The organism is Pseudomonas sp. 01L34 (genome assembly GCF_056400265.1).
The window spans coordinates 134,229-156,587 of record NZ_JBFTSX010000009.1; the positions used below are offsets into that span (position 1 = coordinate 134,229).

Sequence of the window (22,359 nt, forward strand, 5' to 3'; positions counted from 1 at the left end):
TTTCTTTTGCCTGTCATTCAGGCTCAAGTGTCGTCTTCGTTGCTGTCTGGGTCGTCGGTCGAGTCGTCATCGTTCGAGCTACCCGATTCCGATGCGGCGAGCATCAGCTCGCTGTGCACGCCTTGCCCGCTCCAGGCCTGTTCATCATGATTCGTGCACTCCGCCCACGCCGCTGACGTGCCGAGGGATAGCATCACCAAAACCTTCAGCAGCAACACTATGCGTTGAATAATGCTCATAGCCGATTCCATCCTTTCTTGGGTGAAGCATGGGTGCCGGAATGGCGCAGAGAGAAATTTAGCGCGATTCTCCAGACAGGACGCTAACGAAGGTCGGGAAATGCCGTGAGAAGGGAGATTGGTTTCGAATAATGCCTATAACCAGATCAACTAAGTGATGCGGGCTCGCCGAGCACGGAAGGAAGAACCCTGTTGCGCCCGGACAACCGAGTCGCTTCGGTGCGGTACACAGCCCAGACAATAAAAAGCCCCGAGACTCGCGCATCGGGGCTTTGGGGTTTGCAACTCAGCGCTTAGTGATGCTCACGCGTCGCACGGAATTTCACGTCCGGCCAGCGCTCTTCCATCAGTGCCAGGTTGACCCGGGTCGGGGCCAGGTAGGTCAGGTGACCGCCGCCGTCGAGGGCGAGGTTTTCCACGGCCTTGTTGGTGAATTCCTCAAGCTTCTTCTTGTCGCCGGACTCGATCCAGCGCGCGGAATACACGGTGATCGGCTCGTAGGAGCACTCGACCTTGTATTCCTCTTTCAAACGGCTGGCGACCACATCGAACTGCAGCACACCGACGGCGCCGAGAATGATGTCGTTGCTGCGCTCGGGGAAGAACACCTGGGTGGCGCCTTCTTCGGCCAGTTGCTGCAAGCCTTGACGCAGTTGCTTGGATTTCAGTGGATCGCGCAGGCGTACGCGACGGAACAGTTCCGGGGCGAAGTGCGGGATGCCGGTGAAACCCAGGGTTTCGCCTTCGGTGAAGGTATCGCCGATCTGGATGGTACCGTGGTTGTGCAGGCCGATGATGTCGCCGGCGAACGCTTCTTCCAGTTGCTCACGCTCGGACGAGAAGAAGGTCAGCGCGTCGCCGATCCGCACGTCCTTGCCGGTGCGCACATGGCGCATCTTCATGCCTTTTTCGTACTTGCCGGAGCAAATGCGCATGAAGGCGATGCGGTCGCGGTGTTTGGGGTCCATGTTCGCCTGGATCTTGAACACGAAACCACTGAACTTCTCTTCCACCGGCTCGACGGTGCGCTCGTTGGCGACACGGGCCAATGGTTGCGGTGCCCAGTCGACCACAGCGTCGAGCACGTGATCGACACCGAAGTTGCCCAGCGCGGTACCAAAGAACACCGGGGTCAGTTGGCCGTCGAGGAATTCCTGTTGATTGAATTCGTGGCAGGCGCCCTGCACCAGTTCCAGCTGCTCGATGAAACGCTCGTACTCGTCACCCAAGTGCGCGCGCGCTTCATCGGAATCGAGCTTCTCGATGATTTTGGTTTCGGTGCGCTCATGACCGTGGCCGGCGGTATAGACGATGATGTAGTCGTCGGCGAGGTGATAAACACCCTTGAAGTCGCGGTAGCAACCGATCGGCCAGGTGATCGGCGCGGCCTTGATCTTCAGGACCGCTTCGATTTCGTCGAGCAGTTCGATCGGGTCGCGGATGTCACGGTCGAGTTTGTTGATGAAGCTGACGATCGGCGTGTCACGCAGACGGCAGACGTCCATCAGGGCGATGGTCCGTGGTTCTACACCCTTACCGCCGTCGAGGACCATCAATGCCGAGTCCACCGCAGTCAGGGTGCGGTAAGTATCTTCGGAGAAGTCTTCGTGGCCCGGGGTGTCGAGCAGGTTGATCATGTGGTCGCGATACGGGAACTGCATGACCGACGTGGTAATGGAAATACCCCGTTGTTTTTCCATTTCCATCCAGTCGGAGGTGGCATGGCGGTCGGACTTGCGAGATTTCACCGTGCCGGCAACCGCAATCGCCTTGCCCATCAGCAAGAGCTTCTCGGTGATGGTGGTCTTACCGGCATCGGGGTGGGAAATAATGGCGAAAGTGCGGCGTTTCGCGACTTCGGCGGCCTGTTTGGTCATGGGAAATCGCCTGGCGGTGATTCAAAAAAGGGCGGCGAGTATAGCTTAAAAAGTGATCTACGGACCACCACGCACAGGAGCTGCCGATGGCCGTAATCAGCGCGGGCAGCTCCTTCTTGGTGGCTAAATGCTGCTGATTATGGAACCTTTTAAAAGCTGGAGACGTCCACTCCCCTGTTACGACCCATCGTCAGGGGCTGAAAAATCAGCAAGTTAGCCTGACGAGGCTGCGCTTATGGCTCGATTTCATGCGGTTTTATCAGCATGTAGAGCTGCTTCTCGCGAACGTTGTTTTCCCGGCAGCCAGGAATGGCATGCCACACGGGACTGCGTTCGCCGACTGAAAAAAGGAGTCTGCCTGTGGCTATTCGCTATGGCAAAGGGCTGACAGGAGGTGCGGTTGTCGTCGCTCTTCTGGCCCTGCTGGTCCACTGGATTGGCATCAACACGATCGAACAGTACCGCGACGATTTGTTGTTTTACCTGCAAGCTCATCTGATTCTTGTCCTCGCTTCCATGCTGGCCGCCCTCGTTGTGGGCATCCCCGCCGGTATCTTCCTCAGCCGCCCGACCATGGTTGGACGCGCCGAACGCTTCATGCAGATCTTCAACATCGGCAATACCGTGCCGCCGCTCGCCGTACTGGCCATCGCCTTGGGCATCCTCGGCATCGGCAGCGGTCCGGCAATCTTCGCTCTGTTCCTGGCTTCGCTGTTGCCGATCGTGCGCAACACCTATGAAGGGCTGAAAAACGTTCAGGGTTCGCTCAAGGAAGCCGCCGTCGGCATCGGCATGACCCCGACTCAGGTGCTGTGCCGGGTCGAACTGCCGAACGCCGTGCCAATCATCATCGGTGGCGTGCGCGTGGCATTGGCGATCAACGTCGGGACCGCGCCGCTGGCGTTCCTGATTGGCGCCAACAGTCTGGGCAGCCTGATTTTCCCCGGCATCGCCCTGAACAATCAGCCGCAACTGCTGCTCGGCGCGGCCTGCACCGCCCTGCTGGCCTTGCTGCTCGACGGACTGGTGACACTCGCCAGCCGCCTCTGGCTCGAACGCGGCCTACGCCCGTCTTAAGCCTCGGCAAAGGAATTAACATGAAAAAAGTCTGCTTATTTTTAGGCTGCGTTCTGCTGTTCGCAGGAATCGCCCAAGCCGCTGAAAAACCCGTGATCCGCATTGGCGCCCGGGTGTTCACCGAACAAACCCTGCTGGCGGAAATCACCTCCCAATACCTACGCACCAAGGGTTACGACACCCAGGTAACCGGCGGCCTGGGCAGCAATCTGGCCCGCAGTGCTCACGAAAGCGGCCAACTGGACATGCTCTGGGAATACACCGGCGTCTCGCTGGTGGCTTACAACCATGTCACTGAAAAACTCGACAGCGCGCAGTCCTACGCCCGGGTGAAAGAACTCGACGAGAAAAAAGGCCTGATCTGGCTCACTCCGTCGAAATTCAGCAACACCTACGCCCTGGCCCTGCCGGAAAAAACCGCGAAGGCTTACCCGCAGATCAACACCATCAGCCAGTTGAACGAGGTGTTGCAAGCCGAGGCGAAGACTAATCACCTCGTCGCACTGGACACCGAATTCGCCAACCGTTCCGACGGCCTGGGCGGCATGGTTGATCTCTACGGCATGAACCTGACCCGCAACAACATTCGCCAGATGGATGCCGGGCTGGTCTACACCGCCTTGCGCAATGGCCAGGTGTTCGCCGGCCTGGTCTACACCACCGACGGTCGCTTGAACGCCTTCAAACTCAAGTTGCTCGAAGACGACAAGCATTACTTCCCGGATTACACCGCCGCGCCGGTGGTGCGCCAGGCCTACCTCGATGCCCACCCGAAACTCGCCGAAGAGCTCAAGCCACTGGCCGAACTGTTCGACGACGCCACCATGCGCCAGCTCAACGCGCGGGTCGATGTCGATCACGAAAGCCCTTCATCCGTTGCCGCCGATTTCCTGCGCCAGCATCCACTGCTGTCTGTTCAATAAGGCAGAGGAGAAAAAGACATGGAATTTCTCAACGCCTTTTCCCATCTCGATTGGCCGCTAGTGCTGCACCTGACCTGGCAGCACATCACCCTGGTTGGCATCGCGGTAACGCTGGCGATTCTGGTCGGCGTGCCGCTGGGCATCCTGATGACCCGCTTCCCGACATTGGCCGGCCCGTTGCAAGCCAGCGCCACGGTTTTGCTGACCGTGCCGTCGATTGCGCTATTCGGCCTGCTGTTGCCGTTCTATTCCAGGTTCGGCCAGGGCCTGGGCCCGATGCCGGCAATCACCGCCGTGTTTCTCTATTCGCTGCTGCCGATCATGCGTAACACCTACCTGGCGCTGACCGGCGTGGAACCCGGCATTCGCGAAGCCGCCCGGGGTATCGGCATGACCTTCGGTCAGCGCCTGCGCATGGTCGAACTGCCGATTGCCGTGCCGGTGATCCTCGCCGGTGTCCGCACCGCCGTAGTGATGAACATCGGCGTGATGACCATCGCCGCCACCATCGGCGCCGGTGGCCTCGGTGTACTCATCCTCGCTTCCATCAGCCGCAGCGACATGTCGATGCTGATCGTCGGCGCGGTGCTGGTCAGTCTCCTGGCCATCTTCGCCGACCTGCTTCTGCAATGGCTGCAACGCACGCTGACCCCAAAAGGACTCTTGAAATGATCGAACTTCAAAACCTCAGCAAGACCTTCCAAAGCAACGGCAAAGATGTGAAAGCCGTGGACTCGGTGAGCCTGACCGTCAATGAAGGCGAGATCTGTGTGTTCCTCGGGCCATCGGGCTGCGGCAAGAGCACCACGCTGAAAATGATCAACCGGTTGATCAAACCGACTTCGGGCAAGATCCTGATCAACGGCGAAGACACCACCGACCTCGACGAAGTGACCCTGCGCCGCAACATCGGTTATGTGATCCAGCAGATCGGTCTGTTCCCGAACATGACCATCGAGGAAAACATCACCGTCGTTCCGCGCCTGCTCGGCTGGGACAAACAGAAATGCCACGACCGCGCCCGCGAGTTGATGAGCATGATCAAGCTTGAACCCAAGCAATACCTGACTCGCTACCCCCGTGAATTGTCCGGCGGCCAACAACAGCGGATCGGTGTGATTCGAGCACTGGCGGCGGATGCGCCGCTGTTGTTGATGGACGAACCGTTCGGCGCGGTCGACCCGATCAACCGCGAAATGATCCAGAACGAGTTCTTCGAGATGCAACGGGCGCTGAACAAGACCGTGATCATGGTCAGCCATGACATCGACGAAGCCATCAAGCTCGGTGACAAAATCGCGATTTTCCGCGCCGGCAAGCTGTTGCAGATCGACCACCCGGACACCTTGCTCGCGCATCCGGCGGACGATTTTGTCAGCAACTTCGTCGGCCAGGACAGCACGCTCAAACGCTTGCTGCTGGTGAAGGCTGAAGATGCGGCGGACAACGCGCCGTCGGTGAGCCCGGAAACCCCGGTGGCCGAAGCCCTGGAATTGATGGACGAACTGGACCGGCGCTACGTAGTGGTGACCTGTGCCGAGAACAAGGCCTTGGGCTACGTGCGCCGTCGCGACCTGCATCGCCAGACAGGCACCTGCGCGCAATACCTGCGCGAGTTCAACGCCACCGCGGCGTACGACGAGCATTTGCGCATCCTGCTGTCGCGCATGTACGAGTTCAACCGCTCGTGGCTGCCGGTGATGGACGCCGAGCGGGTGTTTCTCGGTGAGGTGACTCAGGAATCGATTGCCGAATACCTGAGTTCCGGTAAGTCCCGTGGGGGCAAGACCAGCATTGTTTCGCCAGCCGAGGCCGCTGTCGCCTGATATGACCCTGTGGCGAGGGGGCTTGCCCCCGTTGGGCCGCGAAGCGGCCCTGAAACCAGAGAACGTAATTGTTCTGATATACCGAGTACTCTGGTTCTACGACTGCTGCGCAGCCGAACGGGGCGGTGCGGCGTTCCGACAAGCCCCCTCGCCACAAAGGCAGTGCAAATCCCTTCAAAATTCCTCATTCGGGGAACATCACACTGTCACGCAGGTCGGTTACATCAGTAGCTGTCAGGGACCGCACGACGGAAGCGTGCAAAAACGCGACATTTTTTGTTGATCTCAAGCCCCTCACGCCCTAAAGTTCGCGCCGAACGTCCATGCTGGAAACGATCCATCCGGCTCAAGTACTGACGACGAGACAGCAAGGCCAAGGGAAGCACCGCCTCCCATGGCCTTTTTGCTTTCGGCGACATGCCTTGGGAAGTAGGCGAACCAAAGTGGGGATACGGAGGGCGTTCATTTGCACCCATTGATAATTTCAGTTTGCCAGTAGGAGTTCCCAGCATGTCGATCAACGTCGAAGACTATTTCGCGCGCGAAACCTTCCAGAAAATGAAGGCCTTCGCCGACAAACAAGAAACCCCGTTCGTGGTGATCGACACCGCGATGATCGCCCAGGCCTATGACGACCTGCGTGCCGGTTTCGAATTCGCCAAGGTCTACTACGCGGTCAAGGCCAACCCGGCCGTGGAAATCATCGACCTGCTCAAAGCTAAAGGCTCGAGCTTCGACATCGCCTCGATCTATGAGCTGGACAAAGTGCTGAGCCGTGGCGTCAGCGCCAACCAGATCAGCTACGGCAACACCATCAAGAAATCCAAAGACATTCGCTACTTCTACGACAAGGGCGTGCGCCTGTACGCCACCGACTCCGAAGCCGACCTGCGCAACATCGCCAAGGCAGCTCCGGGCTCGAAAGTCTACGTGCGTATCCTGACTGAAGGCTCGACCACTGCCGACTGGCCTTTGTCGCGCAAATTCGGCTGCCAGACCGACATGGCCATGGACCTGCTGATCCTGGCTCGTGACCTGGGCCTGGTGCCATACGGCATCTCGTTCCACGTCGGTTCGCAACAGCGCGACATCAGCGTCTGGGACGCGGCAATCGCCAAGGTCAAAGTGATCTTCGAACGCCTGAAAGAAGAAGACGGCATCCACCTGAAGCTGATCAACATGGGTGGCGGCTTCCCGGCCAACTACATCACCCGCACCAACAGCCTGGAAACCTACGCTGAAGAAATCATCCGCTTCCTGAAGGAAGACTTCGGCGACGACCTGCCGGAAATCATCCTGGAGCCGGGCCGTTCGCTGATCGCCAACGCCGGTATTCTGGTCAGCGAAGTGGTGCTGGTGGCGCGTAAATCCCGTACCGCTGTAGAGCGTTGGGTGTACACGGATGTGGGCAAGTTCTCCGGCCTGATCGAAACCATGGACGAAGCCATCAAGTTCCCGATCTGGACCGAGAAGAAAGGCGAGATGGAAGAAGTGGTCATCGCCGGCCCGACCTGCGACAGCGCTGACATCATGTACGAAAACTACAAGTACGGTTTGCCGCTGAACCTGGCGATCGGTGATCGTTTGTACTGGCTGTCGACCGGTGCGTACACCACCAGCTACAGCGCCGTCGAGTTCAATGGCTTCCCGCCGCTGAAATCGTTCTACGTGTAAGCACTGCACGCAGAAATCAAAAAGCCCATGACGTGTCATGGGTTTTTTTGTGCCTGTGCTGATCGCTCCCACACAGGGCGTGGGAACGATCTATCCTGGCGTCAGCTCCCGAGCACGCTGTTGATACTCGGTAGCCAGCCCATGAATTCTTGGATCGGTCGACGTCAATAGCGCCTTCCTCGCCACCCGCAAGAAATTCAAATTCCCGCCATCCAAGGCCTTGCGTAACCAGCCCAACGCCTCGTCGACCTTGCCTTCATCCGCCAACACCGCCGCATAACTGAACTGACCGCGAAAATCCCCTCCTTCAGCCGAGCGTCGATACCAGTCACGGGCAGCGTGCGGATCTGCCGGGCAATCGTGCCCCTCTTCCAGGTATCGCCCCAGCAGGTTCATCGACTTTGCGTGGCCCAATTCAGCGGCACGCCGATAGAGATTCAGCGCTTGCGCCTGATCCTCGACCACCCCGCGCCCGGTAGCCAGCAGATTGGCGTAGTTGTACATCGCCCAATCCAGTCCTGCCTCGGCGGCGAGGCGATAATGCCCCGCGGCGCTCGTGGCGTTGGCGGTGCACCCCCAGCCATGTTCATGGCAACGACCAAGCATGTTGCGCGCCATCAAGTGCCCGCGCTGAGCCGCAATCTCGAACCAGCGCAGCGCCAGCGGCTGATCCCGCTCGATACCCCGCCCGTCCAGCAAAATCTGTCCCAGCAAGGCCTGGGCATCCAGCACACCTTCACGGGCGGCGATCAGAATCGCCTGGGCTGCGCGCGCCGGGCTTTCCTCCAGCATGGCCTTGAGGCGATCACCGTCGAGGACTTCCTCGCGGCGCAATTGATAACTCATACCTCGACCCAGCGACGCAACAGGTTGTGGTAAGTACCGGTCAGGCGGATCAATGAAGGATGGTCGGGCATGTCCTGGGTCAATTGCTGAATCGCCCCGTCCATCTCGAACAGCAAAGCGCGCTGGTTGTCTTCACGCACCAGGCTTTGCGTCCAGAAAAACGATGCGTAGCGGGTTCCACGCGTGACGGCGTTGACCTTGTGCAGGCTGGTGCCGGGATACAGGACCATATCGCCGGCCGGCAATTTCACGCGCTGAGTGCCGAAGGTGTCCTGGATTTCCAGTTCGCCGCCGTCGTAATCCTCCGGGTCACTGAAGAACAGCGTCGCCGACAGGTCGGTGCGCACCCGCTCGATGCTGCCCTTGGGCTGACGCACGGCATTGTCGATATGGAAGTCGAAACTGCCACCGGCGGTGTAACAGTTCAACAACGGAGGGAAGACCTTGTGCGGTAATGCCGCTGACATGAACTGCGGATTTTTCCACAACCGCTCGAGCATCGCCGCACCGATTTCCTTGGTCAACGGATGTCCTTCAGGCAATTGCAGATTGTGCTTGGCCTTCGCCGACTGATAACCGGCGGTAATTTTGCCATCGGCCCAATCCGCCTGCGCCAGGGCCTCGCGAATGCGCTGCACTTCTTCTTTCGCGAACACGCCGGGAATGTGCAACAACATGGAAAGACACCTGAAAGCAAAGGGGCGTTAATGGTATTGATTCTTATTACTTATGTAAAACCCAAGAGACGAATGAAACCGCAAAAACCGTAAAGGCCAATTGTAAAGAATGTAAATTCGTTGCGAATAGCAACGTTTCGCAATTGATACAGATACGTATTTACTCTACATTCCGCGACCTCAAATCCTTGGGGAGGGGAATTCACATGTCACGCCAACAACCACAATCAACGGTCAGTTCACCGCGTTTGCTCGCGTCTGCAATTGGCGTGGCGATCACCGCCGGCTCTGCGGGCCACATGGTTTTCGCGGCCGAGAAGACCGACGAAAAAGCACCCGGCAATGCCATATCCCTGGACGCCACCAGCGTTGTAGGCGAGCAGGATGACACCTCCTACAAGACCGATACCTCGGCCTCCAAGAAGTACACCGCGCCACTGCGCGAGACGCCGAAAAGCGTCACCGTGATCCCGCAACAAGTGATTCGCGACACCGGCGCCACCAGCCTGGTCGACGCCCTGCGCACCACGCCGGGCATCACTTTTGGTGCCGGCGAGGGTGGCAACCCGGCCGGTGATCGTCCGATCATTCGCGGCTTCAACGCCGAAAGCGACGTGTTCATCGACGGCATGCGCGACGTGGCGTCCCAGAGCCGCGAGATCTTCAACGTTGAATCGATCGAAGTCAGCAAGGGCCCAGGGTCGGCCTTCACCGGCGCCGGTTCCACCGGTGGCAGCCTGAACCTGGTGAGCAAGACCGCCAAGCTGGGCAATGCCTACAACGGCGGCTTCACCTGGGGTTCGGACCAGACCAAGCGCACCACCCTCGACCTGAACCAGCAAATGACCGACACCTCGGCGTTCCGGCTGAACCTGATGAAGCACGAAGCCAACGTCGCCGGGCGTGATGCCGTGGACGTCAGTCGCTGGGGCGTGGCACCGTCCTTCGCCTTCGGCCTGGGCACCGACACCCGCTTGACCATCGGCTACTACCACGTCGAAACCGACGACATGCCCGACTACGGCATCCCGTTGACCCTGAGCCCCAACCGCAGCAAGTACAACGTCGACAAGCCGGCCAACGTCAACCGCGACAACTTCTACGGCCTCACCGGCCGCGACTATCGCCAGACCAGCAACGACAGCGGCACGATCAAGCTCGAGCACGATCTGAACGATAGCCTGACCGTGTCGAACAGCTTTCGCATGTCCCGTTCAACCCTGGACTACATCGTCACCAACCCTGACGACAGCAAGGGCAACGTGGCCAACGGCAGTGTCTACCGTGGCGCGAAGAGCCGTAACTCGACGTCCAGCGGCTGGATCAACCAGACCGACCTGAGTGCCAAATTCAACACCGGCGCCATCGAGCACAGCCTGGTGACCGGTCTGGAGTTTTCCTATCAGGACACCCACAACCGCCCGTACCTCCTGACCTCCAGCGCCAACGGCACCCGGTGCAACCGTGCCCTGTTCAACTCCGGCGACTGCACCAGCCTGTACAACCCGACTCCTGGGGATAACTGGAACGGCACGATCACCGACAGCAACGCCTTCACCGACACCGACACCAAGACCGCCGCGGCCTACGTGTTCGACACCCTGAAGTTCAACGAGCAATGGTCCCTGAACCTGGGCCTGCGTTATGACAACTACCAAGTCGAATCCAGCGGTTTCGCCAACGCCAGCAGCACGGCTCCAGCGGGCAGTTTCTCCCGTCAGAACACCAGCGACCTGGTGAACTACCAGATCGGCGTGGTCTACAACCCACTGCCAAACGGCAGCCTCTATGCCGCCTACTCGACGTCCAGCAACCCGGCCGGCGAAACCAGCGGCAACGGTGGCCTGGAACTGGCGGCGAACAACAGCAGTCTGGACCCGGAAAAGAACCGCAACTACGAGATTGGCACCAAGTGGGACTTCTTCGGTGACGACCTGTCGCTGACCGCCGCACTGTTCCGCACCGAGAAAACCAACGCGCGTATCAACGATCCGGACGGCGGCACCACCCAAGTGCTGGACGGCGAACAGCAGGTCAATGGCCTGGAACTGACCTACACCGGCAAGCTGACCCGTAACTGGCGAGTCTTCGGCGGCTACACCTACATGGACAGCGAAGTGGTCAAAACCACCCTCGCCGCCGATGAAGGCAACCACATGCCAAGCACCCCACGAAACAACTTCACGTTCTGGTCGACCTACGACCTGGTGCCGGACAAGTTGACCGTCGGTGCCGGTGCGACCTTCGTCGATTCCCAGTTCGGCAACGTCGCCAACTCGGTGGAGATCCCGTCCTACTGGCGTTACGACGCGATGGCCAGCTACCGCCTGACCAAGAACGTCGACCTGCAACTCAATGTACAAAACCTGGCCGACAAGCGTTACTTCGACCAGGTATTCCAGACGCACTACGCCCACGTGGCGCCGGGCCGCACTGCTCTGCTGAGTGCCAACTTCCACTTCTGATAACAGAAGCGTGAAGACCAAAGCGCTCAGGCAAAAGCCCCGTTCATCAAAGTGAACGGGGCTTTTGCGTGTAAAAAAGAATGCTTCTCGACAACTCACGGCATAATGCGCGCCGTGATGATGACTTTTGAACGAACAAGGCGAGCGACGTGTTGAAGAAATCCCTGTTCCAGTTGCACTGGTTTTTCGGCATCAGCGCCGGACTGGTCCTGGCCCTGATGGGCATTACCGGGGCGGCAGTATCGTTTCAGGATGAAATCCTGCGAACGCTGAACCCCTCCGTGCTGCACGTCGAGAAGCAGATCGCCGGCGTGCTGCCACCGGCCGAACTGGTGGAGAAAATCGAAAGCGCTTCGGGCAAGATCGTCTCTATGCTCTGGGTCGAGACCGACAGCGGCAATGCTGCGCGGGTGATCTTCACGGCGCCGCCCGGCGAACGTCGCGGGCAGATGCGTTATTTCGACCCGTACACCGCCGAGTTCATGGGCGACGTCACCGGCCAGGACTTCTTCGGCCTGATGCTGCAGTTGCACCGCTTCCTCGCCATGGGTGATACCGGCCGGCAGATCACCGGCGCCTGCACGCTGATTCTGGTGTTCTTCTGCCTGTCCGGCCTGTACCTGCGCTGGCCGCGCCAGTGGAAAAGCTGGCGCGCCTGGCTGACGCTGGACTGGAAGAAAAAGGGTCGCAGCTTCAATTGGGACCTGCACTCGGTGGCCGGTACCTGGTGCCTGGTGTTCTACCTTTTGGCAGCACTGACCGGGTTGTCCTGGTCGTACGAGTGGTACAACAAAGGGCTGACCAGGCTGCTTTCCGATTCGCCGCAAAACGAGCGGGTTCGCAGTGGTCGCGGCCCTGCGCCAAGCGGCCCGGCCCCCACCGCCGATTACGCCGCGATGTGGAGCAGCATCTACAGCGCCGCCGGCCCTGGTCTTTCGTCCTACAACGTTCGGATGCCGCCCGTGGCCGGGCAACCGGCAACCGTGTTCTACCTGCTGAAGGATTCACCCCACGACCAGGCACGGAACCAGATCACCCTCGATCCGGTGACCGGCGCCGTCAGCCGTCATGACCGTTACAGCGACAAGAGCCTCAAGGCGCAGTTGCTGACCAGTATTTATGCACTGCACGTCGGCAGTTATTTCGGGTTGCTCGGGCGGATCATCCTGACCATCGCCGCGCTGAGCATGCCGCTGTTTTTCGTCACGGGCTGGTTGCTGTACCTGGACCGCCGACGCAAGAAACGTCAGATCAAGGATGCCCGTAAAGGCCTTGAGCAACCGGGTAGCGACGTACCGGCATGGCTGATCGGCTTCGCCAGCCAGAGCGGGTTAGCCGAGCAGCTCGCCTGGCAGACTGCCGGGCAATTGCAGGCCGCCGGATTACCGGTGAAGGTGCAACCGTTGGCCGATGTCAGCGAACAGGATCTGCGAGATTCCAGCAACGCACTGTTCGTGGTCAGCACCTTCGGCGACGGCGAAGCGCCGGACAGCGCCCGCGGTTTCGAACGTAAAGTGCTGGGGCGTGCACCGAGTCTTAAACGCCTGAACTATGCCGTGCTCGGCCTCGGTGACCGCCAGTATCAACACTTCTGCGGCTTCGCCCGTCGCTTGCACACCTGGCTGGGCGAGCACGGCGGCAAGACCTTGTTCGCCCCGGTTGAAGTCGACGGTGGCGACCCTTACGCCCTGCGTCACTGGCAACAGCAACTCGGTCTGCTGACGGGTCAGGCACCGGTCGACACCTGGCAAGCGCCCAGCTACGACAACTGGACCCTGACCCGCCGCGAATTGATGAACCCGGACAGCAGTGGAGCTCCCGTGTACTTGCTCGGCCTTACCGCTCCCAGCACCAGCAGTTGGCTGGCCGGTGATCTGGTGGAAGTGCTGCCGCGCAATGGTGCGTGGGCCATCGAGCATTTCCTCGAAGGCCTGGGAATTGACGGTCGAGCCACGGTTGAACTCGATGGCCTGTCGCAGTCTCTGGAGCAAGCCCTGGCCAGCCGCCAACTGCCCGAGAACCGCGCTCATCTGGTCGGCCTGCACGCGCAAGCGCTGGTGAATGCGTTGGTGCCACTGGCCCTGCGCGAATACTCCATCGCCTCGATCGCCGCCGACGGCGCGCTGGAATTGATCGTGCGTCAGGAGCGGCACCCAGACGGCAGCCTGGGCATCGGCTCCGGCTGGTTGACCGAACACGTGCCTGTAGGCAGCCACGTCAACCTGCGGGTGCGGCGCAACAGTGGTTTTCATCTGCCGAACGAACCGGTGCCGATGATCCTGCTGGGCAACGGCACCGGCCTGGCCGGGTTGCGCAGTTTGCTCAAGGCACGGATTGCCGACGGGCAACAGCGTCACTGGTTGCTGTTTGGCGAGCGTAATCGCGAGCACGATTTTCTGTGCCGCGCGGAACTGGAAGAGTGGTTGATCAACGGTGATCTGGCGCGTCTGGACCTGGCGTTTTCCCGCGATCAGGCCGAGAAAATCTATGTGCAGGATCGCCTGCGCGAGTCTGCCGGCGAGCTGAAGAAATGGCTGGCCGATGGCGCCGTGATTTACATCTGCGGCAGTTTGCAGGGGATGGCGTCAGGGGTGGACCAAGTGCTTAACGACGTGCTGGGTGCGGATGAAGTCGAGCGCCTGATCGAACAGGGCCGCTACCGCCGCGACGTTTACTGAGAGCATGAAGAAATTAATCCTGACGTTACGTTAAGAACATAGCGTCAGGATTAGCCGAATCACTAAAAACAAAACTCAAGGAGCCTTTAAAGGATCGTTGTTTATCACTCGTTTTTTAGTGTTCAAATATAGATCGAGATTTTTAATTTCACGTGGAGCAGGGCATTGAGCTTTAGAACAGTCGAACTCGCGGCACATCTTGTCACAATCATAAGACTTTACATTTCCCAGCTCATCAACAATGCAGGTGTCGCTGGTTCCACTCCGAAAAGCACCGTCACGATCATTATCTCTCCCGAACAAAATGCAATAAGCATCACCTGGCATACCGCCCCAGCAGAGATAACCACCGACTAATGCCCATTCTCCATTACATATACCTGCATTGGTTTCATTAGTATTTTTGCATGCAGTAAGAAAAATCGTACAAAAGATCAAGGATACAACGATCTTCCATGACAATCTTTGTTGCCCATTAAACAGCCTCATCATTAGCGCCTCGGTTGGTTTTAGATTTCAGTCTAAATAAAACCAACCAAATAACACCTGTTAGAAATAACAGTAAATTATATTCATTGGCTATAATCCGACAGGGTTCTTAGCCTGCAACTCTCACCCCGCTTGGACCGGTTGCAACTTCTGCTCGAATACCGACACCCCATCCAAATCCCGCAACACCACACTCATGTCCCCGGTCTGCCCGTCAATATTCACCTCGCCAAAAAACTGAAACCCGGCAAACGGCGAGGTGTTCTGCGCCGCTGGCGCCTTCTGGAACACCACCTCGGGGCCGAAGGTTTTATCCAGCGCATTCGGCCCGAAGCTCCCCGCATTCAGTGGCCCCGCGACAAATTCCCAGAACGGTTCGAAGTCCTGGAACGCCGCGCGATCAGGATGGTAATGGTGCGCCGCGCAATAATGCACATCCGCCGTCAGCCAAACGAAATTGCGCACCTGCTGCGCCCGCAGAAAGCCCAGTAATTCAGCGATCTCCAGCTCACGGCCTTGAGCCGGGCCCGGATCACCGTTGGCCACCGCCTCCCAACGCGCCACACCGGGGCTGACTTCGCCGTCCGGGACGCCGAGGCCGATAGGCATGTCGGCGGCGATGACTTTCCATTGAGCCTGGGAGCTTTTCAATTCACGTTTGAGCCAATCCAATTGCTCTCGACCGAGGAACGGTTTGGCGGCACCAAGGTTGTCGTCATTGGCACCTCGGTAGCTGCGCATGTCGAGCACGAACACATCGAGCATCGGCCCATAACTCAGCTTGCGATAAATCCGCCCGCCACCGTCGGCGCTCTGCAAACGCATCGGCGCATATTCCAGCCAGGCCTGCCGTGCGCGGCCCACCAGGCTGTGGATATCTTTGCTCTTGTAGCGATTATCCAGTTGCTTGCCCGGCGACCAGTTGTTCACCACTTCGTGGTCGTCCCACTGCCAGATCTGCGGCACTTCGGCGTTGAAACGACGGACGTTTTCGTCCATCAGGTTATAGCGGTAATTGCCGCGATACTCGTCGAGGGTTTCGGCGACTTTGCTCTTGGCTTCGCTGGTGACGTTGCGCCACACCCGGCCGCTTTCGGTGGTCAGTTGCGCCGGCACCGGGCCGTCGGCGTAGATGGTGTCACCGCTGTGGATAAAAAAGTCCGGCAGGCGCAGACGCATGGCTTCGTAGATGCGCATACCGCCGATGTCCGGGTTGATGCCGAAGCCTTGGCCAACCGTGTCGCCACTCCAGACGAAGCGAATATTCCGCCGAGCGCTGGGCACACTGCGCAGATGGCCGAACCACGGTTCGCTGGCGACACCGCTCTGGGCGTCTTCGAACGTCACGCGGTAGAAAATTGCCTGATCGGCAGGCAGGCCGGTGAGTTCGACCCGAGCGGTGAAATCGGTGCCGGCATCGGCCAATGGCGAGACGAATCGACGAGGGTTGCTGAACAGGCTGCGCGTGTCCCATTCCACCACCATCCGCGCCGCGCGATCGCTACGGCTCCAGATCATCGCCCGGTCGCCCAACAGGTCGCCGGACTGCACACCATCGGTGAGTTGCGGCCGATCCTTGACCGATGCAATCACCGCCGGCGCCAGCCCGGGCAGCAACAGCCCGGCTCCGACAGCTTGTATGACACGACGGCGGCCGAGGTCGAATTCGCTCATGGTGCTCTCCCTGAAAAAGGAAAACTAAAGCATGGCCGCATGAATCAGGTATGACACAAAAAAGATCGCACCCTCCAGCAGCTCCAGGCTCGATGTACGCCGCCATATCGCGGTCGAACACTGTTCTGGCCGGGAGCTGCCAAAGGCTGCGATCTTTGGCTGTTAAGCGTTAGCCGGCTCCAGCGCCAGTTCCACTGTTTCCGGTCGCTTGAGCACCGAATACACCACCGCCGTCAGCAGACTCCCGGCCACGATCGCCAGCAGATACAACAGCGCATGGTTGATCGCATTCGGAATCAGCATCACAAACAATCCACCGTGCGGCGCCATGAGTTTGCAGCCGAAGTACATCGACAACGCGCCGGTCAGCGCACCGCCGGCGATGCTCGCCGGAATCACCCGCAGCGGGTCTTTGGCCGCGAACGGAATCGCCCCTTCGGAGATAAAGCACAGCCCCAGCACCAGCGCCGCTTTACCGGCCTCGCGTTCCGTCTGGGCGAACTTGCGCCGGGCAATCAACGTGGCGATGCCCAGGCCAATCGGCGGCACCATGCCGGCGGCCATGGTCGCGGCCATCGGTGCATAACTCTGCGATGCCAGCAGCCCCACCGAAAACGCGTAAGCCGCCTTGTTGATCGGCCCACCAAGGTCGACGCACATCATGCCGCCCAGCAGCACACCGAGCAGAATCGCGTTGGTGGTGCCCATGCTGTCGAGGAAATGGGTAAGCCCCGCAAGCATCCCGGCCACCGGTTTGCCAACCACGTAGATCATCACCAGACCGGTAAACAGGCTCGCCAGCAACGGAATGATCAGGATCGGTTTCAGCGCCTCAAGACTTTGCGGCAAGCGCGCATAGCGATTGATCGCCTGAGCCGCATAGCCAGCAATGAAACCGGCAATGATCCCACCGATGAAACCGGCACCGAGCGTGCTCGCCAGCAAACCACCGATCATCCCCGGCGCCAGGCCCGGACGGTCAGCGATCGAGTAGGCGATATAACCCGCCAGCAGCGGCACCATCAGTTTGAACGCGCTCTCGCCGCCGATCTGCATCAGCGCCGCCGCGAGCGTGCCTTGCTCCTTGAACGCGGTGATGCCGAACACGAAGGACAAGGCAATCATCAGACCGCCCGCCACCACCATCGGCAACATGTACGAGACACCGGTCAGCAGGTGTTTGTAGATACCGGTCTTCTCTTGCTTGGCCGGGCCTTTGGCGCCGGTCGCAGCGCTTTCCTGCTTGCCTTCGGCCAGGGCTTTGTTCAGCGTCGCTTCGGCCTGTTTCAGGGCGATGCCTGTGCCGCAGCGGTAGATTTTCTTGCCGGCGAAACGCTCGGTGGCAACTTCGATGTCTGCCGCCAGCAGCACCACGTCGGCATTGGCAATCGCCTCTGCACTAAGCGGATTGCGTGCGCCGACCGAGCCCTGGGTTTCCACTTGCAGGTCGTAACCCAGACGCTTGGCCGCTTGCTGCAAGGCTTCGGCGGCCATGAAGGTGTGGGCGACACCGGTCGGGCACGCGGTGACGGCCACCAGGCGTGGCGCCTGTTTAGCAACCGCGGCAGGTTCAGCGGTGGCTGCGGGCGCGACGTAAACCTCGGCTTCCTCTACCCCACGGCGCAGCACCGCTTCGACATCTTGCAGAGCCTGGGCCGGGGTGCTCTGGAACACCCGTTTGCCGATAAACCGTGACATATCCACCGGTGCGCTGGTGACCAGCAACACCCACTCGGCGGCCTCGATGATCGCCGCCGACAATTGACGTTCCGGATGGGCTGCATCCACGACTTCGACACTGGTGCTCCAGCCCTGACGCTGGGCCGCTGCATCGAGCAGACGAGCACACAGCACACTGGTGACCATGCCGTTCGGGCAGGCCGTAACAATGGCTAATTTCATTGCAAACCCTCTTATTGTTCTGTCAGGGGGCGCACGCGCACGCCCTGTTCGAGCTGCGCCAGTTGCGCGGCGTCGCCGATGCCAAAACCGATCTGGGTGACGGCCATGGCTGCGATCGCAGTGGCGGTGCGCAAGGTCTGTTCAGGCGTATCGGCACTGAGCAAGCCGTGCAACATGCCCGCCAGCAACGAATCCCCCGCACCGACGGTACTGACCACGCTGACCTTGGGCGGTGTGGCATGCATCGCCGAGCCGACACTGAACCAGTTCACCCCGTCGGCACCGTGGGAAATCACCACGTGCTCGATGCCATGAGCGTGCAAACGGCTCGCGGCCTCGGCTTGGGCGCCCACGGAAACCACTTCGCAATCCAGTGCCTCAGCCAGCTCTTCGGTGTTGGGTTTGATCAGCCACGGGCCGGCCGACAGGCCGGCACGCAAGGCTTCACCGCTGGTGTCGAGCGCAACGTTCAAGCCGCGTTTTTTCAAGCGCAGGATCAACTCCCGCAACCATTGAGCACTCACACCACGGGGCAAACTGCCGGCCACCACGACGGCGTCATGCCCTGGTGCAATCTGGTCGAGCCGATCAAGCAAAGCCTGCTGCGCCGCTTCACTGACCCGCGGCCCCGGGCCGTTGATATCGGTGATGCGCCCATCGTTTTCCGCCAGTTTGATATTGCTGCGGGTCTCGCCGGGGACGCGGATAAACGCGTCGGTGAAGCCGCGTTTGGCGAACAGGGTTTCGAACGCCTGAAGGTTATCTTCCCCGAGAAATCCGCTGACGGTCAGCTGATGCCCGAGGTCGGCCAGCACCTGCGCCACGTTCACCCCTTTGCCGGCGGCATGGGTGTGCATTTCGTCGCTGCGATTGACCTGACCGGGCACAAGCATCGGCAATTGAACGGTAAGGTCCAGCGCCGGGTTGAGGGTCAGGGTTAAGATCTTGGCCATTACAGCGCCTCCACTAATGCGCGGACTTCGTTCGCGCTGCCCACGGCCAGGGCCTGTTGGGCAAGGGTTTGAGTCTGGGTCAGGCTGAGTTCGCGAATGCGCGCCTTGACCTCGGCAATGCTGCGGCCCGACACGCTCAACTCATCCACACCCAGGCCCACCAGCACCGGCACCGCCAGCGGATCGGCCGCCAGTTCACCGCACACGCCGACCCACTTGCCATGAGCATGAGCCGCACGCACGGTGATGTCGATCAGTTGCAGCACCGCCGGGTGCAAGCCGTCAGCCTGGGCCGACAAAGTGGGATGACCACGGTCGATGGCCAGGGTGTACTGCGTCAGGTCGTTGGTGCCGACGCTGAAGAAGTCCACTTCCTTGGCCAATACCGGCGCCAGCAAGGCGGCCGACGGCACTTCGATCATGATCCCCAGTTGCAGATCGGCGACCGGGATTTCCAGACGCAGACGTTCGGTCATGTCCCGAGCCTGGCGCCACTCATCGACGCTGCCGACCATCGGGAACATGATCCGCAAGGGACGGTTATCCGCCGCACGCAGCAAGGCGCGCAATTGCGCTTCCATGACCTGCGGACGTTGCAGGGTCAGGCGAATGCCACGCACACCGAGGAACGGGTTCTCTTCTTTGGCGATCGGCCAGTACGGCAGCGGTTTGTCGCCACCGACGTCGAGGGTGCGCACCACCAGCGGTCGCCCGGCCAGGCCATCGAGTACGCGACGGTATTCGACTTCCTGGGTGGCCTCGTCCGGTGCTTGTGAATGAGCCATGAAAATCAGTTCGGTGCGCAACAGGCCAATGCCTTCGGCGCCCTGCTCCACCGCGCTGGTGACGCCAGCGCTTTCACCGATATTGGCGAACACTTCCACGGGGTGGCCGTCGGTGGTCAGCGCCGGTTGATGGCGTTGTTCGGCGGCGGCTTTGAGGCGCAGTTCGCGGGTGTCGCGCTCTTCGGTGGCGCGCTGCAAGGTCGCGGCATCGGCGTCCACGTGCAGGCGGCCGCGTTGGCCATCGATCAACAGCGGCGTGCCCGGTTTCAGCAGCAACACGGCGGCGCCGGCGCCCACCAGTGCCGGAATACCCAGGGCCCGGGCGACAATCGCACTGTGGGCCGTGGCACCACCGCGAGCGGTGAGAATGCCGGCGACGCGCGTCGGATCAAGACGCGCCACATCCGACGGGCCGACTTCGTCCATCACCAGAATGTACGGTTGCGCAGGCTCCGCAGGCGTTTCGACGCCACACAAATGCGCCAGCACCCGACGGCCAATGTCGCGCAAGTCGGCGGCACGTTCGGCGAGCAACGCGTCCTGCAGCGCTTCCTGTTGTTTGGCGGCGGCTTCGATCACCGTCATCCACGCCGCTTCGGCGCTTTCACCTTGCTTGAGGCGGGTTTCGACTTCGTCGGTCAATTCCGGATCGTCGAGCATTTCCTGATGGGTGATGAAAATCTCGCGAATCGCTTTGGCCTTGCTGCGCTCGATCAGGCCTTCGATGTCACGACGCACATCGGCCAGCGCTTGCTTGAGACGCTCGCGCTCGATGGCCGCGGACTCACCGCGCAGCGGGTAATCGATGACTTGCAGCACTTGAATATGCGCCGGGCCGATGGCGATCCCCGGTGCCGCGGCAATCGCCTGAATCAGGCTGCCGGACGCTGGCGCGAGCAGTGTTTCGGCGACCTCCACCTCCACGAGCACTTCGCGCTGCTGGCTTACCACGGGCAGCGGCTCGACTTCTTCACCGAGGCCTTCTTCGATGGCCGCCAGCAAGGCCGGCAAGGCGTCGGCGGCGATGACCGGTTCGGCGATGAGCTCCAGCACCTGACCGCGACGGGCGCCAAGGCTGAGCAGTTTGCTCAAACTCTTCACCGACACCGCGCTGTCGTGGCCATCGACGATGCGTATACGGATCTCGCCTTCAAAACTTTTCGCCAATTGCGCGAGGATCTTCGCCGGGCGCGCATGCAAACCGTGGGCGTTGGCCAGGGCAATGCGTGCGCTCGGCCAGTCCGCCGGCACTTCACCGCCAAGGACTTCCAGCACCGCGCGGCTACTGGTGGCACGGCCCAATTCATGGCCGCGACCTTCAATCAGCAACGCGCAAAGACGTTCGAGCAGCGCCTGATGGGCTTCACCGAGGCTGGCCAGGCAGAACAGCCCGCTCAGCGGCTGACCGAGGTAGCGGATGGGTTTGTCCGGGGTAACGAACGCCAGGCCGGGACGCTTCACTGTTTGCTCGCTGTGCAGCCACCACAGGCCATCGCCCAGCGGCAGCGCTTCGACCTGCTGCAAGACGCCGGCAAAACCGTTGCTCACGCAATCGGCCTGACGCAGCAAACGGGCACCGCGCCAAACCAGCTCTTCGAAGTCATCGGCGGACACACCGAGGCCGATCATCTGTGCGTCCAGTGCCAGCTCTTGTGGCGCGCCTTGCAGCAATTTCAGCAAGGCCTCGGCGGAACTGGCGCGGCGCAGGGCCTGGCCCAGATCGGTTTCACCGAGGGCACGGGTCAGCAGTTGCAGTAGGCGCAGGTGTTCATCGGATTTGGCGGCGATACCGATGGCCAGATAAACGATCTGGCCATTGCCCCAGTCCACGCCGTCAGGAAACTGCATCAGCCGCACGCCAGTGGCGAATACCTGATCGCGGGTTTCGGGAGTGCCATGGGGGATGGCAATACCTTGGCCGAGAAAGGTCGAGCCCTGGGCTTCCCGGGCCTGCAAGCCTGCGAGGTAACCGTCGGCCACCAGGCCATCGGTCACGAGTCGGTCAGCGAGCAATTGCAAGGCGGTGGCTTTATCCACAGCCGACTGGCCCATGGATATCTGCTCTATGGTGAGCTCGAGCATGCTTTCTCCTTTTTGGCGCCGTGTGACGCCAGGTATTGTTTTGATTGATTCAGCTTAGGCGTTTTGAGAACACCTTTTCAGACGCAGTTTTGGCGGTTTCGCGGCAGAACCGGCCAAAGCGACCTATAACGTAGAAAATACGCCTGCTGAAACGTTTAATCTAGAATCTTAGGCACGTTACTCGATAATGTC

General features: G+C 60.2%; 16 protein-coding genes. 7 read left to right on the forward strand and 9 right to left on the reverse strand.

The genetic code is table 11. The features are described from left to right. Positions 1-23: 23 nt before the first annotated feature. Positions 24-239, reverse strand: coding sequence for a hypothetical protein (locus AC1DQM_RS25845; RefSeq protein WP_018929513.1), 216 nt, complete (start codon positions 237-239; stop codon positions 24-26). Positions 240-532: 293 nt separating this feature from the next. After that, positions 533-2,116 (reverse strand): peptide chain release factor 3, encoded by a 1,584-nt coding sequence (locus tag AC1DQM_RS25850; protein WP_064616153.1) that lies wholly within the window; start codon positions 2,114-2,116, stop codon positions 533-535. Between the two features lie 360 nt (positions 2,117-2,476). Between AC1DQM_RS25850 and AC1DQM_RS25855 the strand changes: the two genes are divergently transcribed. The 5 genes from AC1DQM_RS25855 to AC1DQM_RS25875 all read left to right on the forward strand — a co-directional run bounded on the left by AC1DQM_RS25855 (position 2,477) and on the right by AC1DQM_RS25875 (position 7,616). Next, positions 2,477-3,193: an ABC transporter permease gene (locus AC1DQM_RS25855; protein WP_018929511.1), complete on the forward strand. Its 717-nt coding sequence runs from the start codon at positions 2,477-2,479 to the stop codon at positions 3,191-3,193. A gap of 20 nt (positions 3,194-3,213) precedes the next feature. Then, positions 3,214-4,116, forward strand: coding sequence for a glycine betaine ABC transporter substrate-binding protein (locus AC1DQM_RS25860; protein WP_477747041.1), 903 nt, complete (start codon positions 3,214-3,216; stop codon positions 4,114-4,116). A gap of 18 nt (positions 4,117-4,134) precedes the next feature. After that, a complete protein-coding gene (locus AC1DQM_RS25865; protein WP_018929509.1) occupies positions 4,135-4,788 on the forward strand; it encodes an ABC transporter permease in 654 nt (217 codons plus the stop codon). Next, positions 4,785-5,942, forward strand: a complete 1,158-nt coding sequence (locus tag AC1DQM_RS25870) for an osmoprotectant ABC transporter ATP-binding protein OsmV (protein ID WP_477747042.1) — start codon at positions 4,785-4,787, stop codon at positions 5,940-5,942. The genes AC1DQM_RS25865 and AC1DQM_RS25870 overlap by 4 nt, the downstream gene beginning before the upstream one ends. 510 nt (positions 5,943-6,452) lie before the next feature. Beyond that, entirely contained in the window at positions 6,453-7,616 is a 1,164-nt protein-coding gene (locus AC1DQM_RS25875) for a type III PLP-dependent enzyme (RefSeq protein ID WP_477747043.1), read from the forward strand. Between the two features lie 90 nt (positions 7,617-7,706). Here AC1DQM_RS25875 and AC1DQM_RS25880 read toward each other — a convergent pair whose 3' ends face one another. Further along, entirely contained in the window at positions 7,707-8,462 is a 756-nt protein-coding gene (locus AC1DQM_RS25880; RefSeq protein WP_477747044.1) for a tetratricopeptide repeat protein, read from the reverse strand. Then, a complete protein-coding gene (locus AC1DQM_RS25885) occupies positions 8,459-9,139 on the reverse strand; it encodes a Fe2+-dependent dioxygenase (RefSeq protein ID WP_018929505.1) in 681 nt (226 codons plus the stop codon). The genes AC1DQM_RS25880 and AC1DQM_RS25885 overlap by 4 nt, the downstream gene beginning before the upstream one ends. 206 nt (positions 9,140-9,345) lie before the next feature. Between AC1DQM_RS25885 and AC1DQM_RS25890 the strand changes: the two genes are divergently transcribed. Both AC1DQM_RS25890 and AC1DQM_RS25895 read left to right on the forward strand, forming a co-directional pair. Then, positions 9,346-11,604, forward strand: coding sequence for a TonB-dependent receptor (locus AC1DQM_RS25890; protein WP_477747045.1), 2,259 nt, complete (start codon positions 9,346-9,348; stop codon positions 11,602-11,604). A gap of 149 nt (positions 11,605-11,753) precedes the next feature. Next, positions 11,754-14,282, forward strand: coding sequence for a PepSY domain-containing protein (locus AC1DQM_RS25895; RefSeq protein ID WP_477747046.1), 2,529 nt, complete (start codon positions 11,754-11,756; stop codon positions 14,280-14,282). Positions 14,283-14,357: 75 nt separating this feature from the next. On the opposite strand, the gene AC1DQM_RS25900 is transcribed toward AC1DQM_RS25895, so the two are convergent. The 5 genes from AC1DQM_RS25900 to ptsP form a co-directional block, all read right to left on the reverse strand. Continuing rightward, positions 14,358-14,774: a hypothetical protein gene (locus AC1DQM_RS25900; protein ID WP_155944820.1), complete on the reverse strand. Its 417-nt coding sequence runs from the start codon at positions 14,772-14,774 to the stop codon at positions 14,358-14,360. Between the two features lie 120 nt (positions 14,775-14,894). Beyond that, the gene (locus AC1DQM_RS25905) at positions 14,895-16,445 is read right to left on the reverse strand and encodes an alkaline phosphatase D family protein (RefSeq protein WP_477747047.1); all 1,551 of its coding nucleotides are present in this window, start codon (positions 16,443-16,445) and stop codon (positions 14,895-14,897) included. A 162-nt stretch (positions 16,446-16,607) separates the two neighbouring features. Further along, entirely contained in the window at positions 16,608-18,347 is a 1,740-nt protein-coding gene (locus AC1DQM_RS25910) for a PTS fructose-like transporter subunit IIB (protein ID WP_018929501.1), read from the reverse strand. An 11-nt stretch (positions 18,348-18,358) separates the two neighbouring features. Continuing rightward, positions 18,359-19,300 carry a 1-phosphofructokinase gene (gene pfkB / locus AC1DQM_RS25915; RefSeq protein WP_018929500.1) on the reverse strand — a complete coding sequence of 314 codons (942 nt, stop codon included), beginning with the start codon at positions 19,298-19,300 and terminating at the stop codon, positions 18,359-18,361. Then, positions 19,300-22,167 (reverse strand): phosphoenolpyruvate--protein phosphotransferase, encoded by a 2,868-nt coding sequence (gene ptsP, locus AC1DQM_RS25920; protein ID WP_019582441.1) that lies wholly within the window; start codon positions 22,165-22,167, stop codon positions 19,300-19,302. Before ptsP ends, pfkB begins: the two co-directional genes overlap by 1 nt. Positions 22,168-22,359: the final 192 nt, after the last annotated feature.

What these genes read in the sequence shown, in the direction of transcription:
- AC1DQM_RS25850 (WP_064616153.1), bottom strand. Translation starts at nt 2,116, where the DNA reads ATGACCAAACAGGCCGCCGAAGTCGCGAAACGCCGCACTTTCGCCATT.
- AC1DQM_RS25885 (WP_018929505.1), bottom strand. Translation starts at nt 9,139, where the DNA reads ATGTTGTTGCACATTCCCGGCGTGTTCGCGAAAGAAGAAGTGCAGCGC.
- AC1DQM_RS25865 (WP_018929509.1), top strand. Translation starts at nt 4,135, where the DNA reads ATGGAATTTCTCAACGCCTTTTCCCATCTCGATTGGCCGCTAGTGCTG.
- pfkB (WP_018929500.1), bottom strand. Translation starts at nt 19,300, where the DNA reads ATGGCCAAGATCTTAACCCTGACCCTCAACCCGGCGCTGGACCTTACC.
- AC1DQM_RS25900 (WP_155944820.1), bottom strand. Translation starts at nt 14,774, where the DNA reads ATGATGAGGCTGTTTAATGGGCAACAAAGATTGTCATGGAAGATCGTT.
- ptsP (WP_019582441.1), bottom strand. Translation starts at nt 22,167, where the DNA reads ATGCTCGAGCTCACCATAGAGCAGATATCCATGGGCCAGTCGGCTGTG.
- AC1DQM_RS25875 (WP_477747043.1), top strand. Translation starts at nt 6,453, where the DNA reads ATGTCGATCAACGTCGAAGACTATTTCGCGCGCGAAACCTTCCAGAAA.
- AC1DQM_RS25890 (WP_477747045.1), top strand. Translation starts at nt 9,346, where the DNA reads ATGTCACGCCAACAACCACAATCAACGGTCAGTTCACCGCGTTTGCTC.
- AC1DQM_RS25845 (WP_018929513.1), bottom strand. Translation starts at nt 239, where the DNA reads ATGAGCATTATTCAACGCATAGTGTTGCTGCTGAAGGTTTTGGTGATG.
- AC1DQM_RS25910 (WP_018929501.1), bottom strand. Translation starts at nt 18,347, where the DNA reads ATGAAATTAGCCATTGTTACGGCCTGCCCGAACGGCATGGTCACCAGT.
- AC1DQM_RS25870 (WP_477747042.1), top strand. Translation starts at nt 4,785, where the DNA reads ATGATCGAACTTCAAAACCTCAGCAAGACCTTCCAAAGCAACGGCAAA.
- AC1DQM_RS25880 (WP_477747044.1), bottom strand. Translation starts at nt 8,462, where the DNA reads ATGAGTTATCAATTGCGCCGCGAGGAAGTCCTCGACGGTGATCGCCTC.
- AC1DQM_RS25905 (WP_477747047.1), bottom strand. Translation starts at nt 16,445, where the DNA reads ATGAGCGAATTCGACCTCGGCCGCCGTCGTGTCATACAAGCTGTCGGA.
- AC1DQM_RS25860 (WP_477747041.1), top strand. Translation starts at nt 3,214, where the DNA reads ATGAAAAAAGTCTGCTTATTTTTAGGCTGCGTTCTGCTGTTCGCAGGA.